We start from the raw sequence: 17149 nt of genomic DNA, 5'->3' as shown, positions 1-17149 counted from the left end.
TGTGGGATGGATCTACTGGACGATCATAGGACGAAAATTCGCGAAGTCCCAGTCTCGTCCGGGTGCGGCTTCCAGTAGCTGCTTGGTGTAGGCCTGCTGCGGATGGGTGAGAATCTCGCCCGCTGGGCCCTGTTCGACGATGCGGCCGTGCTGCATCACCATGACGTCATCGCAGATCTGGGCTGCAACTCGCAGATCATGGGTGATGAACAGCAACGCAATGCCGAGCCGGGCCTGGATATCGTCGAGCAGCTTCAACACCTGCGCCTGCACCGAGACGTCGAGTGCGGAGACCGCCTCATCGGCGACCAGCACGTCCGGATCCATGGCGAGTGCGCGCGCAATGGCGATACGCTGGCGCTGGCCACCGGAGAACTGGTGCGGGTAGCGCGAGATTGCGTCGGTTGGCAGGTCCACGAGCTTCAGCAACTCGCGCGCACGCGCCAGCGCGGTCTGATGCGGCGTTCCGTAATTGACAGGACCCTCCGCGATGGTCTCTCCGACTGTGAGCCGTGGATTGAGCGAGCGATAGGGATCCTGGAAGATCATCTGGATACGCTTGCGGTGCGGCTGTAGCAGGCGGCGCGACAGGAACGAAATCTCGTGCCCGCCAAGCCGGATGCCGCCCGACGTTGGGTCGATCAGGCGTACGATGCAGCGGGCAACGGTCGATTTGCCCGATCCGCTCTCGCCAACGATGCCCAGGGTACGGCCCTTGTGCAGCGTCAGCGTCACATCCTTGGCGGCGGCAACTTCACGCACGCCCCCGAACAGCGACCGCTCGCGATAGACCTTGCTGAGACCGGTGGTGTCGAGCACCACGGGTTCCTGAGTAGCCTCTCGCGCGGCGCGGGGAATCAGGCTTGGCACCGTCGACAACAGGTTGCGGGTGTAATCCTGGGTCGGATTGCGCAGCACGTCCTGCAAGGCGCCTTGTTCAACGAGGCGGCCGTGCCGCATCACTGCGACCTGATCGGCGATCTCGGCCACCACACCCATGTCGTGGGTGATGAACAGCACCGCGGTGCCGTGATCCTTCTGCAGGTCACGGATCAGGGTCAGGATCTGCTTTTGCGTGGTAACGTCGAGCGCTGTGGTCGGCTCGTCGGCGATCAGCAGTTTCGGTTCGAGGATCAGCGCCATCGCGATCATGATGCGCTGGCGCTGACCGCCGGACAGACGGTGCGGATAAGAGGAGAAGATCCGCTCCACATCCGGCAGTCGCACGTGTTCCATCATGGAGAGGATGCGCTGGCGCCGGGCACGCGCATCGAGCGTCGTGTGCGTGCGCAGCACTTCGTCGATCTGGCGGCCCACCGGAACCACCGGATTAAGCGCCGTCATCGGTTCCTGGAAGATCATTGCCATGGTGGTGGCGCGCAGCTGCCGCAGGCGGCGATCGCTGGCGGAACGGATCGCCTCGCCAACCAGTGTGATGCTGCCGCCAGCGACTGCCAGTGACTTTTTCGGCAGCAGCCCCATGGTTGCGAGCGATGTGACCGATTTGCCGGACCCGCTTTCGCCGACCACGCACAGGGTCTTGCCGGCATGCGCCTGCAGGGAAATGCCGTCGATGATTCGCTCGCCGCCCCGTCGTGCTCGCAGCTCGACGACCAGATCCTTGATATCGAGAACAGGTGCCATGCTCATTTGCCGCCCTCCCGCTGTTTCATGCGCGGATCGAGCGCGTCACGTGTGGCATCGCCAATCAGGTTGATCGACAGAATTGCGATCGAGAGCAACAGGCCCGGCCAGAAGATCAGCGATGGCTTGATCTGAAAGAACGCGCGGCCCTCGGCCATGATGTTGCCCCAGGTCGGCGTTTCCGGGCTGATACCGGCGCCGAGGAACGACAGGATCGCCTCGGTCAGGATGGCGGAGGCGCAGATGTATGTGCCCTGGACGATCAGCGGCGCGATGGTATTGGGCATCAGGTGCCGCCATAGAATTTTCGGCAGGCTCGACCCCATGGCAAAGGCGGCCTCGACATAAGGTTCTTCGCGCGCGGACAACACCACCGAACGCACCAGCCGCACCACGCGTGGGATCTCCGGAATGACGATAGCGACCAGAACCGTCTTGAGGCTGGCGCCGGAGAGCGAGATCACGGCGATGGCGAGCAGGATGCTGGGGATCGCCATCAGGCCATCCATGATGCGCATGACGACCGCATCGATCCATTTGAAGAAGCCCGACACCAGTCCGATCGACAGCCCAATCGCGATGCTGATCACGGCGGCACCGATTCCGATCAGCAGTGAGATCCGGCCGCCGTAAAGGATGCGCGACAGCAGATCGCGGCCATAGGCATCCGTGCCGAGCGGAAATTCCGCGCTGGCCGGCTTCAGTCGCAGCGATGGCATCAATTGCAGTGGATCGTGCGGGGCCAGCCAGGTTGCGAAAATCGCCGATGCGACGACAAGCGTCAGGCACACCGTGGCGGTGGTGACGATCGGGCCGGAGGCGAGGAATTTCAGCCGTGAGCCGCCGGGCATCGTCAGCGGAACAGGGGAGTCCATGACAGGTTCGATGGCCATCAGTAACGAATCCGCGGATCGAGGAATGTGTAGGCGACGTCGATCAGGAGATTGATCGCCACGTAAAGTCCACTGGTCAGAAGAATGACGCCCTGGATCACAGGATAGTCGCGCGCGAGCACCGCATCGACGGTCAGGCGTCCGATGCCGGGCAGGTTGAACACGCTTTCGGTGACCACCACGCCTGAAATCAACAGGCCGAAGCCGGTACCGATCACGGTGATGACGGGCACTGCCGCATTGCGCAACGCGTGCTTCATCAGCACGCCGCCTTCCGCAATGCCCTTGGCGCGGGCGGTGCGGACGTAATCTTCACCCAGCACGTCGAGCATCGACGCGCGGGTCATGCGGGCAATGAGCGCGATGTAGATGAACGACAGCGCCAGCGTCGGCAGCAGCGCGCGTTCGAAGAACGGGCCGAAGCCGCGTGTGATGCTGCGGAAGCCCTGCACCGGCAACCAGCGCATGTCGATCGCGAACACCTGCACCAGGACGTAACCGACCACGAACACCGGCACTGAAAATCCCAGTACCGACAGCCCCATCACGAAGCGATCGATCCAGGTCCCATGCTTCCACGCGGCGATCACGCCGAGTGGCACTGCGATAAGGATCGCCAGGATCATGGTGGTCAGGGCGATGCTGATGGTCGGCTCGAGCCGCTGGCCGATCATGCTCAGCACGGGGACGTTCGAAATCAGCGAGACGCCGAGATCGCCGTGCAGGATCTTGCCGACCCAGGTGACGAACTGTGTCGTCAGCGGTTCGTTGAGGCCCAGAGAAGTGCGGATGCGTTCCAGTTGTTCCGGCGTTGCCATGTCGCCGGCGATGATCGCCGCGGGGTCGCCGGGCGTGAGGCGCAGCAGCAGGAATACGAACAGCGCGACCACCCCCATGACGGGAATAGCGGCTAACAGGCGTCGAATGAGATAGCCGAGCATTGGCGTCTATCTCCGGCTACACAGGGTTGTGAAGCCGAGGCCGTGTCGCAACGAACTCATGGTCCCCCCACGATGTGTGTCATGCGTATCTCGTCATTTTTGGTTGGAAAACTGGCCAGAGAGGCCATGATTTCGGGGCAAATAGTGTGCTAACGGCGGCGTTCTATCAAGGGGTGATAAAGCCTGTTTGAAGCCTGCGGAGGACGCTCCCACGTCGTCATGCTCAAGACTGAGGGATGGCGAAGTGGGTGGGACGTTGGATCCGCGCCAGCCCTCGATGACATGGGCGATGATCTGAGCCGTTGCGGCCGAGAGGGTCCAGCCCAGATGTCCGTGGCCGGTATTGTAGAACACGCCGGGTGTCCGTCCGGGGCGCACCACCGGCATCATGCTCGGCATCATGGGGCGGAGCCCTGCCCAGGGTATGACTTTCGAGGTGTCGATATCGGGAAAGTTATGGCGCACCCAGTCCACCAGCGGTCGAACGCGGTCGTCACGAATGTCACGATTGAAGCCGTTGAATTCGGCGGTGCCGGCCACCCGGAAGCGATCGGTGCCCAGCCGGCTGGTGACGATTTTCGCGGCCTCGTCGAGCAGGCTGACCCGGGGGGCGGCGTGTCGGCTCTGCGATGCATCGAGCTGCACCGTGATCGAGTAGCCCTTTACCGGATAGACATTCACCCGATCGCCGAGCATGGCTGCGAAATCGCGGCTTGCAACACCGGCGCAGATGACGAGGCCGTCTGCTTGCAGCTCGCCCCGGGACGGTGCCGACCCCTCGTCTGCCATGTCGTTCCAGCCGATGCTGAAACCGGAGCCGGCACGGGCGATGGTGTCGATATCGGCTTCGTGAATGAACGTCGCGCCGCGGCGGATGCAGGCTTCGGCAAGGCCACGGGTGAATTTATGAATATCGCCGGTCGCGTCCGACGGTGTGAAGAAGCCGCCGTAATAGGTTTTCTGCAGTGTCGGCTCGATGCTGCGGATTTCGTCCGGTGTCACCGGGCGGCGATCGAGTCCACCTTGTTGCAGCAGCGTATTGACGCGCAGGCCGGCGTCGAAGCCTGTCTTGTCGTGATAGATGTGGAGAATGCCGCGGCGCTCGAGATCGAACGCGATGTTCTCGCGTTCGGCGATGGCGAACAGATGTCGGCGCGCTTCGATCGCGAGTTGCGTGGTTGCGATGGTGTTCTTGCGGTAGTTGCCGATGTTCCCGATGAATTCGCTCATCCAGGAATATTTGTGCCAGCTCGGCTTCGGATTCATCAGAAGCGGGGCATCGCTTGTGAGCATCCAGCGCAGGCCCTTGAGGATGGTCGAAGTGCTGTTCCAGACCTCGGCATTGCTGGCGGACAACTGGCCGCCATTGGCGAACGATGTTTCCATCGCTGCGTAACGATGCCTGTCGAGGACAGTGACCGTATAGCCGCGTTCAAGCAGGGCGTAAGCAGTCGTTACGCCGGTGATCCCGGCGCCGACGATGGCGATGTGAGGCATGTGTCTCGAAGCTCCCGTGCGTTAGAGTCGCCCCCACACCGGCAAAAACCGGTCGAGGCGCCCCATCTGTCACGGTACCTGAGAGCTTGATCCGCACGAGCGAAGGGCTCGTTGACGGATTATCCCCTTCGGTGGACGACCCATTGTGAACAGGCCGTCTCTCTCCAGATTGTCCTGACGTTACGGTCCTTGTGCCTGAGAGTTTCCGGGGCGGTTGCTCCGTCGGCGTCGAAACAAAAACATTGTGCTTTAAAAACACTCGGCTCTCGTTTCGATCTCTCCCGCATCGTCATTTGGACATGCAATCCATAGGATAAGCCTCAAAACTGGGCAAGGCTAAATTTCCATCCCACATTGCCGTTCGTTTGTGCAGTGCGGTGATCGCAAGAAAAAGCGCCGGCATGATCTGAAAAGAAAACGGGACGAGATCGCTCTCGCCCCGTGTCGTTCATCGGGCTGTTGCGGCCGCTTAGTCGGCCTTGTCGACATTCCAGAACACCGGCGTTGCCGCGCCGTCGAGCACGCCGGTCAATTCCTTCCGCCAGACACTCGGAACCCTGTATTCCCCGAGCGGGATGTAGGTGACCTGTTCGTAGTTTCGCTGCTGAATGTCCGTTGCGATTTTCTTGCGTTCATCGGGAGATTCGGCACGCACGAAGGCATCGCGCAGAGCTTCCATCTTGGGATCGTCCGGCCAGCCGAACCAGCCGCCGCTTTTGCCTTTGCCGTTCAGAGTGACATGCACGACGGGATTGAGAATGTCGGCACCAACCCAGTTGGTGAAGAACATGTTCCAGCCGCCTTCCTTCGGCGGCTTCTGGCTGGCGCGCAGTGTCACCACCGTCTGCCAGTCCATCGCGAGCACGTTGACCTGAAAGCCTGCCGCGCGCAGCAACTGCGCGGAGACGATCGGCTGTGCCTTCAGCGTGACCACGTCGCCCGGCGCCATGATCACCACCGGCGTGCCGTCGTAGCCGGATTCGGCGAGCAGCTTTTTCGCTTCCGCCATGCCGTCGCCCTTGACCAGGGATTCCGATCCGACATCGGTCGCATACGGCGTGTCGCAGCCAAAGATGGCTCCGCAGACCTTGTAGTATTTCGGGTTGCCGACCAGCGCGTCGAGCACGTTTTTCTGGTTGAGCGCGAGGAGGGCGGCGCGACGCACCTTGACATTGTCGAATGGAGGATAGAGGAAATTCATCCGTCCCAGCGTCTGATAACCGAGAATATTGAGAACGCGCGATTCCAGCTCCTTGTTGGCTTCCAGCACCGGCAGCAGGTCGAACAGCGGCGTTTCGATGAAGTCGATGTCTCCGGACTGGATTGCATTCATCGCGGTCTGCGGGTCGGGCATCGTGATCCATTCGACGCGGTCGACCTTCACCACCTTGCCGCCCGAGGTCCAGCTCGGCGGCTCGGAGCGCGGCACGTAATCCTTGTTCTTCACATAGACCGCCCTGACTCCAGGCTGGAAATCCGCCTGTTCGAACTTGAACGGCCCGGAGCCGATCTGTTCCGGGATAGCTTTGTCCGGCGGGGTCTCGGCGATGCGTTTCGGCATCATGAAGGGCACCACCGACGACGGCTTGCCGATCGATTCCAGCACCAGGCCGTAGGGCTCCTTCAGTTTCAGCGTGATGGTTTTCGCGTCGGTGGCCTCGAGGCTCGCGGTGAACTCCATCAGCTTCTGGCCCATGCCGTCACGGGCACCCCAGCGCCTCAACGAGGCTACGCAATCTTCCGCCGTCACGGGCTTGCCGTCATGCCATTTCAGGCCGTCGCGCAGTGTGAAGGTGTAGGTCAGCCGGTCCTCGGATACCTTCCAGTCCGCCATCTGCGGCTGAACCTTGAAGTTGGAGTCCATCGCCAGCAGGGTGTCGTAGACCATGTAGCCATGGTCGCGGGTGATATAGGCGGTGGTGATGATCGGATCGATCACCCGCAGGTCGGAGTGCATCACCGCTCGGATGGTTTTGGCCTGCGCCCAGCTCGGTACCGCAAGCGTTGCCGCGACAAGCAGCCCTCGCAGCGCGCCTCTGGCGCCGGCCGTTGAGCTCGTTCCTCGCAAAGTAAAAGACATCACATCTCCTGATTGAAGTCGCGTGGGTCGTTGAGTGAGGTGGCAGCGAAAGAAAGATGTCTCATCGCCTTCGCCACGTTTCAGCAGCGCATAAGCAAGCGTTGCGCCGCTGAGAGACGCGCAAAACGAAGGCGATGTGAGGCATGTTGTCTCAGGGCTCCCACAGGTCAGAGTCGCCCCGAGCGCCGGCAAGGCCAGCGGGAGCGCCCCATCTGTCACGGTACCTGAGAGCTTGATCCGCCCGAGCCATTGCTCAATGCATGGCTCATCGACGGATATCCCCTTCGGTGGACGTCATATCGTGGATATGACGTCTCTCTCCAGATCGTCCTGACGACACGGTCCTTGTGCCTGAGAGTTTCCGGGGCGGTTGCTCCGTCGGCGTTGAAGCGAAAACAAACAATGTTTTCGCTTCAATCTCTCCCGCATCGTCGCGATGGACGATCAAACGGTATGGTGCACTGCCAAAGCAGACAAGGCTAAATTTCGCCCAGCGTTTGCCTCGGTGTTGGGCGTGTGAGGAGACTGTTTATTCGAGCACCGCCAGCAGTCCGGCCATCAGACGGCCGCGCTCGGCGAGGCTTGCGACCTCGATGTGTTCTTCAAGCGTATGTGCATTCGCGCCACGGACGCCGAGCCCGTCCAGAGTGGCGATGCCCATCGCGCCGGTGAAATTGCCGTCGGATCCGCCACCGACGCTGCCGTGCGTCAAATCGACGCCGAGAGTCTTCGCGACGCCGCGCGCAGTCTCGAACAGCGCCATGGTTTTCGCATCCGGCTCCCAGACCGGGCGCGTGACGCCGCGCGTCACCGTGAAGGTGACGTCATTGGCGCTTCCCGAAAGTGCCAGCATCCTTTGGACGCCGCGATCGAGATCGCCCTGCCGCTTGGCCATGCTCAGCGCTTCGCCGGTGCAACGCGACGCGACGCAGTTCACCCATTGGCCGCCATGCACGATGCCGACACTGAAGGTGCAGTCGTCGGTGGTCATGCCGTCGATGGCGATGATCTGGCGCGCCATTTCGCGAATGGCGGAGCGGCCCGCCGAGAGCGTGGCGCCGGCATGGCTCGGCTTGCCCACGGCGTCGAGGTTGAAGCGGGCGATGGCGTAGCGGCCGGTGACGACGCCGGTCTCGCCGCGCGCAGGCTCCGGCACCAGCACGTACTTGTTGCGGGCCGCTTCGGCCTCGATGATGTCCCGGGTGCTCGGAGTGCCGACCTCCTCGTCGGGGGTAAACAGGAAAGTGACGGGCAGGGGCGTCGTGAACGAAGCGCGCTGCAGTTGCCGGACAGCTTCCAGCGAGAGGTAGTTGCCGCCCTTCATGTCGAAGATGCCGGGCCCGTAGCATTTGCTGCCGTCGCGGCGCCAGGCCAGCTTGTCCAGCGTTCCGACCGGGTGAACGGTATCCATATGACCGGCGATCAGGACGCCCGGCTGATCCTGTTTGGGATGGGGAAAGCGGGCGCGGAGGCATCCGCCGAAGCCGCTGCGGCCGGCGATCCGCTCAATGCTGGCGCCCGCAACTGCGAGATCCCGCGCGGCCAGGTCGAGCATACGATTGACCGCGGTGGCGTCCCAGGTCGGGCTTTCGCACTCAACCCATCGGCGCAGGCCCTGAAGCATGACTTCGGCATCGAATGGAAGTTTGGCGGGGTTTATCACGCGGGGCTCTCTCTTGTTATTGTTCGGCTTGTTTGGTGGGTGGCGGCGGGAGGATATCGATCCCCCACCCATATACAATCGCTCATCCCATTCGAATTTTGCAATGCGGCCTGCACGACATCTGCGACAACCCGCTCGACTTCGGCCAATGATGATGAGCACCGGTGAAATCGCGATTGACGCCCCGCGAGGTTGATGCAACTCTCAAATCATCAGAGCGCTCAACATCTTAGTGTCGCGCTGCAGGCCCCAATTCGTCGCCGTCATGCTCAAGCCGTGACGGGATCAAGCCATAACAGGATGCGGATCCAATCCAGGAGAGGTGTGATGTCTGTTGTTTCGCGTGGAAAGAATTCGTCTGCGTTCGCGAGATTGGCGATGCGAGGCCTGATAGCCTCCGCGCTGCTGGCGTTGCCGGCATGGGCGCAAGCCAAAACGATCACCGCGGTCATGCACTCCGACCTGCGGGTGATCGATCCGATCATCACCACTGCCTATATCACCCGCGACCACGGCTACATGGTCTACGACACCCTGCTGGCAATGGACTCCAACTTCAAGGTCCAGCCGCAGATGGCGAACTGGAAGGTTTCCGACGACCGGCTGACCTACACCTTCACGCTGCGCGACGGCCTGAAGTGGCATGACGGCAAGCCGGTGACGGCGGAAGATTGTGTGGCCTCGCTGAAGCGCTGGGGTGCCCGTGACGGCATGGGCCAGAAGCTGATGGACTTCACCGCCAGCATCGAAGCCACCGATGAAAAGACCATCACGCTGAAGCTGAAGGAGCCCTACGGCCTGGTGCTGGAATCGATCGGCAAGCCGTCCTCCGTGGTGCCCTTCATGATGCCGAAACGCATTGCCGAGACCCCGCCGGACAAAGCTATCCCGGAACAGATCGGCTCCGGTCCGTTCAAATTCGTGCAGGCGGAATTCCAGCCCGGCGTAAAAGCCGTCTACGAGAAGAACAAGGATTATGTGCCGCGCTCCGAGCCGCCGAGTTGGACCTCGGGCGGCAAGGTGGTGAAAGTCGACCGCGTCGAATGGATCACGATGCCCGACGCGCAGACTGCGGTGAATGCGATCCAGTCCGGGGATATCGATTTCATCGAGAACCCTTCGTTCGACCTGTTGCCGCTGCTCGAAGCCAACAAGGATATGAAGGTCGACACCTTGAGCAAGCTCGGCTTCCAGACCGTGGGACGGATGAATTTCCTCCATCCGCCGTTCGACAACGTCAAGGTGCGTCGCGCTGCCTTCCTGGCGATCAAGCAGAAGGACGTGCTTGATGCCCTGGTCGGCAATCCGAAATACTACGAGATCTGTGGCGCTGTGTTCGGCTGCAACACGCCGCTTGCGACCGACGTTGGATCGGAGACGCTGGTGAAGGGCAACGGCCTGGCGGAAGCCAAAAAGCTATTGGCCGAATCCGGTTATGACGGCACGCCAGTGGTGATCATGGCGCCGGGCGACGTGGTGACTCTCAAGGCGCAGCCGATCATCGTGGCGCAGCAGCTGCGCGAAGCGGGTTTCAAGGTCGACCTCCAGGCGACGGACTGGCAGACGGTGGTGACGCGCCGCGCCAGCCAGAAGCCGCCGAAAGAGGGCGGCTGGAACATGTTCTTCACCAACTGGGCAGGTCCCGACGTGCTGAACCCCGTCGCAAACCTGTCTCTCAGCGGCCGGGGCAAGGCCACCGGCGGCTGGTTCGGCTGGTTCGAAGATGCCAAGATTGAATCGCTGCGCGATGCATTCGTTCGCGCCGAATCGCCGGACGAGCAGAAGAAGATCGCCGCCGAGATTCAGAAGGAGGTCTACGAGAAGGTTGCCTATATTCCGCTCGGTCAGTACGAGGCGCCGAGCGTCTGGCGCAAGGAACTGACGGGCATCGTCGGCGGCCCGGCGACGCCGGTGTTCTGGAATATCGACAAGGCCGAGTGATCGGTCGAACGGCGCTGAAACAAAAAGCGGGATGAGAGCGATCTCATCCCGCTTTGCTCTGCAGCGATCCGTCTTGAATGGGGTCCTCGAATTAGCCTCTCGGATCAATCGGCGTCATGCCGCGCAGATCCAGCAGATCCTCGAGCACCTTGGCGCCAGCGAGAAGCTGAGCTTCGGCGCGCGGTGCGGCGATGACCTGCAGTCCGACCGGTAACCCTTCCTTGGTAAAGCCGCATGGCATCGACAATGCCGGGCAGCACGCCAGCGTGATGGCGTAGACGATCGCCAGCCATTCGACATAGTTCTCAAATTTTTTGCCGGCGCATTCCGCGAGATAGCGCTGTTCGACCGGGAAGGCGGCAACGATGGTCGCCGGCGCCAGCAGCAGGTCGTAGCTCTCGAAGAACGCCAGCGCGCGCGCCGCCATGGCGATCCGCTGCGCCTCGGCCTTTTCAATTTGTTCGACGCTGAGCTGCAGGCCCTTTTCGATGTTCCAGATCACTTCGGGCTTGAGCAGGTCGCGATGGTCACGCAGCAGCTTGGCTTTGCTGACGGCGAAATCGAACGCGCGCAGGGTCTGGAAACACTCGTGCGCCTCGCGCAGGTCGGGATGGGCTTCCTCCACGATGACGCCGGCGTCGGCGAATTTCTGCGCGGCCTGGCGCGTGATGGCCGCAACCTCGGGGTCGACCGGAGTGATGCCGAGATCGGGTGAATAGGCCACCTTGCGCGGGCGATTGCCTGATCGCGCCGCAGCGAGAAATGACGTCGACAATTGCGGCAGCGACAGCGGGTCCGCGGCGTGCTCGCCGCTCATCGCATCGAGCAACAGCGCGACGTCCTCGACGTTGCGGGCCATCGGTCCCTGCACGCCGAGGGTGCGGTCGACCTTGGCCTTCGGCGTATGCGCTACGCGGCCGACACTCGGCCGCAGTCCGACGATGCCGCAGAAGCTTGCAGGATTGCGCAGTGAGCCGCCCATATCGGAGCCGTGGGCCACCCAGGCCGTGCCGCTGGCAAGGGCTGCTGCGGCGCCGCCCGATGATCCGGCGGCGGAGCGCGATAAATTCCACGGGTTGCGTGTGGCGCCGAACACCTCATTGAAGGTGTTGGCGCCGGCGCCGAATTCCGGGGTATTCGATTTGGCGTAAACAACCGCGCCGTTGGTTTCGAGATGCTTAACCAGTACGTCGGATTGCGCCGGGATGTTGTCGCGAAAGATCGGTGACCCCTGGGTGGTGAGCACGCCCTCGACTTCCGTCAGGTCCTTGATCGGGATCGGCAGCCCAGCGAGCAGGCCGCGCTGATCCCCGGGCTTTTTTGCCAGCGCATCGGCATGGGCACGCGCGCGATCGAAGCACAGGGTGGGGAGCGCATTCACCTTGCCATCGACCTCGGCGATCCGCGCCTCCAGCGCATCAAGCAGGTCATGCGAGGTGATGTCATTGCGGTGCAGGCGGTCGACGATGTCGCAGGCGGTCGCCTGCAAAAGCTCCTGATGTGATCCCACCGGGTATCCTTGTTATTTGGATTTCAGTCGGCGGCGATGCTAGCAACGTTTTTCGACTTGAGTACCGTCAATTTTGCATGCAGCAGCAATCATGGCACAGCAATATGCCTAGCGGTGCACTGGGGGACACTGGGTGATCAATTGGCTGCCGCTTCCGCCGCCTGCTCTACGCTGACCGGAGACGGCTTTTCCCGCACCAGCTCATGGATGAACGCGAGCTTGTCGATCACCGCCGGTGAAAGAATGAATGGATAGAGGTCGGGCTGCCCCATGCAGCGGTTGATGTTGTTCATGGCGAACGACACCGGCAGCCAGCCATCCACGATGATCTGGAAACTCGCGATCTTGTAGGAATTGAAATCGATGGTCGCCTCGAGCTGCCCGCTGTCGTCGATCCGCGGTTCGACATGCAGGTTGAAGGCGCGGGCCATCTCCATCGTATCGACGATGTGCAGATAATGCGCCCAGGTTTCCGCGAAATCCTCCCAGGGATGCGACGTTGCGTAGGCGCTGACGAAATGATCCTGCCAGTCTTGCGGCGCGCCCTGGCTGTAATAGATCTGCAGCCCCTCCTGATAATTCCGGCTGTCATCGCCGAACACCGCCCGAAAGGCATCCTGGCCGTCGCGGTCGCGGACCAGCCGGTCCCAGAAGTAGTGCCCGACCTCGTGCCGGAAATGTCCCAGCAGGGTGCGGTACGGCTCACCCATTAGTGAGCGCCGTCGCTCCCGCTCGACATCGTCGGCCTCAGTAATGGCCAGCGTGATCAATCCGCTGTCGTGGCCGGTCATCACCCTTGCGTTGGTATCGAACGGCGAATCCGCCAGGAAGTTGAACAGCAGCCCTTCCGGATTTTCGGCACGGGTCTGCAGTGGAAGATTCAGACGCAGCAGGGTGTAGAACAACCGATGCTTGGCCGCCTCGATCTTTTGCCAGTTCGCGACATTCTGCGATTGTGACAGATCGGGAATGATGCCGTTGTGCCGGCAAGCCACGCAGAAATTTTCGGATGAGGTGCCATCGACCAGCCAGTTGCAGATGCCGAATTTGCTGTTGAAGCAGAATTTGTAGGTCGCGTCAGATGCCGGGACCTCGCGCCACAGGTTGGCCAGGGGTTCGGCGGGGGAGGGTTGTTGAGACTCCGGTGCTTGAGGCGGCGATTTCGGGGAGTTGCGATCCTGAGGGGCGGTGTCTTGCGGCTCATGCGGGTCGAGCGCAAGCAGTCTATTCTGCCCGGGTTCATAACCAAGGACATGCCCGCACTTCTCGCAGCGGGTATTCTCGAAATACAGCAGTTGCGCGCAGACGGCGCACTTGAACAGCCTCATCGTATTGAAATTCCCTGTCGCCTATAACTATCCCGATACGCGTAACCGGCCCGTAACGAGGCCCGTGATAACAGGCCTCAATATGCCCAGTTCCATCACGGATCGCGTCCGTACATCCATCAATCTCGGGTTTGAGGTCGCTGTCCCGGCTGGTGGCCAGCCGCTGGCGATTCTGCCGTGGATTTTAGCTCATTTTGGCTGCTTTATGAGCAGGCTGCCGCAAAGTCAGGCAATTTCAATGGATTAGCCGGGTTTGGTGGCTTCGCCACGTTGACAGTCACCGATTTGCGCTGAACTCTGGATACCTTCTCTTTCTCTTCAACGCGGGACCCACGCCTTTGTCCATCCTCGTCTCGCTCCATCATCTCACGCGGTACACCTACGACCGCCCGATCTCGCTCGGCCCCCAGGTGGTTCGCCTGCGTCCGGCGCCGCACAGCCGCACCAGGATCCCGAGTTATTCGCTCAAGGTCACGCCGTCGGAACACTTCATCAACTGGCAGCAGGACCCCCACGGCAACTGGTTCGCGCGGTTTGTCTTCCCCGAGAAGTCCAAAGAGTTCTCGATTCAGGTTGATCTCACGGCTGACATGTCGGTGGTCAATCCATTCGACTTTTTCGTCGAACCGTTCGCGGAATCCTATCCCTTCGCCTATCCGGAAGACCTGATCGGCGAACTCGCGGCGTATCGAACGCCGGAGCCGGCCGGCCCGCGTTTGGCGGCTCTGTTGGCGAGCTTGCCCAAGCGAGCCCCGCGCACGGTCGACATGCTGGTCGCCCTCAATGCGCGGCTGCAGAAGGATATCGCCTATGTGATCCGGATGGAGCCCGGCGTTCAGGAGCCGGAAGAAACCCTGTCGCTCGGTTCGGGTTCGTGCCGTGACTCGGCGTGGCTGCTGGTGCAGATCGCCCGCCGTCTGGGTCTCGCGGCGCGGTTCGTCTCCGGTTATCTGATCCAGTTGAAAGCCGACATCGATCCGCTCGATGGTCCGCAGGGCACGGATCATGATTTCTGCGATCTGCATGCCTGGGCCGAAATCTACATTCCGGGTGCGGGATGGATCGGTTTTGACGCCACCTCCGGAATGCTGTGCGCCGAGGGCCACATTCCGTTGTTCGCGGCGCCTCACTATCGCGCGGCGGCGCCGATCGCGGGCATGACGGAGCCGGCGAAAACCGAATTCGGCTTCGAGATGAACGTGACGCGCATTCACGAGGCGCCGCGGGTCACCCGGCCGTTTTCCGATGAAGCATGGGCGAAGCTCGACGCGCTGGGCGATATCGTCGACCGTGATCTCAAATCCCGGGATGTCCGCCTCACCATGGGCGGTGAGCCGACGTTCATTTCGATCGATGACTTCGATGGTGCCGAGTGGAACACCGGGGCGGTCGGCCCGACCAAACGCCAGTTCGCCGACGATCTCATCCGGCGCTTGCGCACGCGTTTTGCGCCGAACGGTTTCCTGCATTACGGCCAGGGCAAATGGTATCCGGGAGAGAGCCTGCCGCGCTGGGCGTTTGCGCTGTACTGGCGCAAGGATGGCCTGCCGATCTGGTCCGATCCGGCGCTGGTTGCCAATGAGCGCGATTCGCACCAGGCGACGGTCGAGCAGGCCGAGCAACTGACCGCGGGTATTGCCACCAATCTCGGCATTGGCGCCGAGAACGTTCTTCCCGCTTTTGAAGATCCGGCGCATTGGCTGCTCAAGGAGGGTGAGCTTCCGGCCAATGTTGACGTGCTGGATTCCAAGATCGACGACGCGGAAGCGCGCGCGCGGATGTTGCGGACGTTCGAGCGCGGGCTGTCGAAGCCGGTCGGCTTTGTGCTTCCGGTTCAGCCCTGGAATGCCGAAGCGCGCGACTGGCGCTGGCGGAGCGAGAAGTGGCAGCTGCGCCGCGGTCGCCTGTTTCTGATGCCGGGTGATTCCGCAATCGGCTTGCGGCTGCCGCTTGGCAGCTTGCCCTGGGTCCCGCCGTCGGAATTTCCCTACACCCATGAACAGGATCCGACGCAGCCGCTGCCGCCGCTGCCGTCGATGGAAGAACTGGCCAGACTGCAGACTCAGAAGCCGCCACGCGCTCGCGAGGCGTCGCGCGGAGCGGTGCCACCCGGCGCCTCCGATGTTGGCGGCTATGTGCGCACCGCGCTGTCAGTCGAGTCGCGCGACGGCATCCTCTGCGTGTTCATGCCGCCGGTGGAGCGTCTCGAGGATTATCTGGCGCTGATCGCCGTGATTGAGCGCAGCGCGCGAGAGACCGGCTGCCCAGTCCATATCGAAGGTTATCCGCCACCGGTCGATCCCCGTCTCAATGTCATCAAAGTGACGCCGGATCCCGGTGTCATCGAGGTCAACGTTCATCCGGCCGAGACCTGGCGGCAGGCCGTGGAAACCACGACAGGTGTTTACGAGGACGCGCGGCAATGCCGCCTCGGCACCGACAAATACATGATCGACGGCCGTCATGTCGGCACCGGCGGCGGCAACCATGTGGTGTTCGGTGGTGCGAAACCGACGGATTCCCCGTTCCTGCGCCGCCCCGATCTGCTGCGCAGCATGCTGGTCTATTGGCAGCGTCACCCCTCGCTGTCGTATCTCTTCTCCGGCCTGTTCATCGGCCCGACCAGTCAGGCGCCGCGGATCGACGAGGCGCGGCTGGATAGTCTGTACGAACTCGAGATTGCGCTGGCGCAGGTGCCGGATCCGGAAGCCGGCAGCATTCCGCTGTGGCTGGTCGACCGTCTGTTCCGTAACCTGCTGACCGACGTCAGCGGTAACACCCATCGCGCCGAGATCTGCATCGACAAGCTCTATTCGCCGGATGGTCCGACTGGCCGCCTCGGCCTGATCGAATTCCGCTCGTTCGAGATGCCGCCGGACGCGCGCATGAGTCTGGCCCAGCAACTGCTGCTGCGCGCCCTGATCGCGTGGTTCTGGCAGGCACCGCAGAGCGGCGCGCTGGTGCGGTGGGGAACGGCCCTGCATGATCGTTTCATGCTGCCGCATTTCGCCTGGGCGGATTTCCTCGACGTCCTCGCCGACCTCGATAGTGCGGGTTATCATTTCGAGCCGGAGTGGTTTCAAGCGCAACGCGAATTTCGTTTTCCGTTCTACGGCGCGGTGGAATATTCCGGGGTCAAGCTCGAGCTGCGGCAGGCGCTGGAGCCCTGGCATGTGCTGGGCGAGGAGGATGTCGGCGGCGGCACCGTTCGCTTTGTCGATTCGTCGGTCGAACGCCTGCAGATCAAGGCCAATGGCCTGGTGCCTGGCCGCCATGTCGTGACCTGCAACGGCCGCAGACTGCCGTTGACCTCCACCGGTGTCTCCGGAGAAGCCGTCGCCGGCGTGCGTTTCAAGGCCTGGCAGCCGGCCACCGGCCTGCATCCGGCCATTCCCGTGCATGTGCCGCTGACCTTCGATCTGATCGACAGCTGGAATCGCCGCTCGCTGGGCGGCTGCGTCTATCATGTCGCCCATCCGGGCGGCCGCAGTTACGATACCTTCCCGGTAAATTCATACGAGGCGCAGGCACGGCGGCTGGCGCGCTTCCAGGATCATGGCCATACTGGCGGCCCCGTCGATTCTCCCGCTGCGGAGCCGGTCGGGGAGTTTCCCTTGACGCTTGATCTCAGGCGACGCGCGAACTGGTGAAT

Annotated in this window: 10 protein-coding genes and 4 riboswitches; of the genes, 2 read left to right on the top strand and 8 right to left on the bottom strand. The window is 62.1% G+C overall.

What is annotated here, in order from left to right:
- Positions 1-12 precede the first annotated feature (12 nt).
- The 6 genes from RS897_RS39670 to RS897_RS39645 all read right to left on the bottom strand — a co-directional run bounded on the left by RS897_RS39670 (position 13) and on the right by RS897_RS39645 (position 8715).
- A complete protein-coding gene (locus RS897_RS39670) occupies positions 13-1644 on the bottom strand; it encodes an ABC transporter ATP-binding protein (protein WP_315838900.1) in 1632 nt (543 codons plus the stop codon).
- 2 nt (positions 1645-1646) lie between these two features.
- Entirely contained in the window at positions 1647-2537 is an 891-nt protein-coding gene (locus RS897_RS39665; protein WP_315834097.1) for an ABC transporter permease, read from the bottom strand.
- The gene (locus tag RS897_RS39660; RefSeq protein WP_315834096.1) at positions 2537-3478 is read right to left on the bottom strand and encodes an ABC transporter permease; all 942 of its coding nucleotides are present in this window, start codon (positions 3476-3478) and stop codon (positions 2537-2539) included. Before RS897_RS39660 ends, RS897_RS39665 begins: the two co-directional genes overlap by 1 nt.
- A 93-nt stretch (positions 3479-3571) precedes the next feature.
- Positions 3572-4975 carry a D-amino acid dehydrogenase gene (locus RS897_RS39655; protein WP_315834095.1) on the bottom strand — a complete coding sequence of 468 codons (1404 nt, stop codon included), beginning with the start codon at positions 4973-4975 and terminating at the stop codon, positions 3572-3574.
- Positions 4976-5037: 62 nt separating this feature from the next.
- Positions 5038-5147: riboswitch (glycine riboswitch) on the bottom strand.
- Position 5148: 1 nt separating this feature from the next.
- A riboswitch (glycine riboswitch) is annotated at positions 5149-5269 on the bottom strand.
- A 175-nt stretch (positions 5270-5444) separates the two neighbouring features.
- Positions 5445-7055, bottom strand: coding sequence for an ABC transporter substrate-binding protein (locus RS897_RS39650; protein ID WP_315834094.1), 1611 nt, complete (start codon positions 7053-7055; stop codon positions 5445-5447).
- Positions 7056-7265: 210 nt separating this feature from the next.
- A riboswitch (glycine riboswitch) is annotated at positions 7266-7381 on the bottom strand.
- Positions 7382-7384: 3 nt separating this feature from the next.
- A riboswitch (glycine riboswitch) is annotated at positions 7385-7491 on the bottom strand.
- 93 nt (positions 7492-7584) lie between these two features.
- Complete coding sequence (locus RS897_RS39645; protein WP_315838899.1) at positions 7585-8715, bottom strand: M20/M25/M40 family metallo-hydrolase; 1131 nt, start codon at positions 8713-8715, stop codon at positions 7585-7587.
- A 381-nt stretch (positions 8716-9096) separates the two neighbouring features.
- On the opposite strand from RS897_RS39645, the gene RS897_RS39640 reads away from it, so the two are divergent.
- The gene (locus tag RS897_RS39640; RefSeq protein ID WP_315834093.1) at positions 9097-10659 is read left to right on the top strand and encodes an ABC transporter substrate-binding protein; all 1563 of its coding nucleotides are present in this window, start codon (positions 9097-9099) and stop codon (positions 10657-10659) included.
- A 91-nt stretch (positions 10660-10750) separates the two neighbouring features.
- Here the strand turns inward: RS897_RS39640 and RS897_RS39635 are convergent, their stop codons facing one another.
- A complete protein-coding gene (locus RS897_RS39635) occupies positions 10751-12169 on the bottom strand; it encodes an amidase (protein WP_315834092.1) in 1419 nt (472 codons plus the stop codon).
- 137 nt (positions 12170-12306) lie between these two features.
- Complete coding sequence (locus RS897_RS39630) at positions 12307-13497, bottom strand: zinc-binding metallopeptidase family protein (RefSeq protein ID WP_315834091.1); 1191 nt, start codon at positions 13495-13497, stop codon at positions 12307-12309.
- A 338-nt stretch (positions 13498-13835) separates the two neighbouring features.
- Between RS897_RS39630 and RS897_RS39625 the strand changes: the two genes are divergently transcribed.
- On the top strand, positions 13836-17147 hold the full coding sequence (locus tag RS897_RS39625; RefSeq protein ID WP_315834090.1) for a transglutaminase family protein: 3312 nt from the start codon (positions 13836-13838) through the stop codon (positions 17145-17147).
- Positions 17148-17149 lie beyond the last annotated feature (2 nt).

This window comes from Bradyrhizobium prioriisuperbiae (assembly GCF_032397745.1).
In the GTDB taxonomy this organism is placed as follows: domain Bacteria; phylum Pseudomonadota; class Alphaproteobacteria; order Rhizobiales; family Xanthobacteraceae; genus Bradyrhizobium_A; species Bradyrhizobium_A prioriisuperbiae.
Note: the sequence above shows the minus strand (reverse complement) of the source record. Positions and strands in the feature narration are given on the sequence as shown.

What these genes read in the sequence shown, in the direction of transcription:
- RS897_RS39670 (WP_315838900.1), bottom strand. Translation starts at nt 1,644, where the DNA reads ATGGCACCTGTTCTCGATATCAAGGATCTGGTCGTCGAGCTGCGAGCA.
- RS897_RS39665 (WP_315834097.1), bottom strand. Translation starts at nt 2,537, where the DNA reads ATGGCCATCGAACCTGTCATGGACTCCCCTGTTCCGCTGACGATGCCC.
- RS897_RS39660 (WP_315834096.1), bottom strand. Translation starts at nt 3,478, where the DNA reads ATGCTCGGCTATCTCATTCGACGCCTGTTAGCCGCTATTCCCGTCATG.
- RS897_RS39655 (WP_315834095.1), bottom strand. Translation starts at nt 4,975, where the DNA reads ATGCCTCACATCGCCATCGTCGGCGCCGGGATCACCGGCGTAACGACT.
- RS897_RS39650 (WP_315834094.1), bottom strand. Translation starts at nt 7,055, where the DNA reads ATGTCTTTTACTTTGCGAGGAACGAGCTCAACGGCCGGCGCCAGAGGC.
- RS897_RS39640 (WP_315834093.1), top strand. Translation starts at nt 9,097, where the DNA reads ATGCGAGGCCTGATAGCCTCCGCGCTGCTGGCGTTGCCGGCATGGGCG.
- RS897_RS39630 (WP_315834091.1), bottom strand. Translation starts at nt 13,497, where the DNA reads ATGAGGCTGTTCAAGTGCGCCGTCTGCGCGCAACTGCTGTATTTCGAG.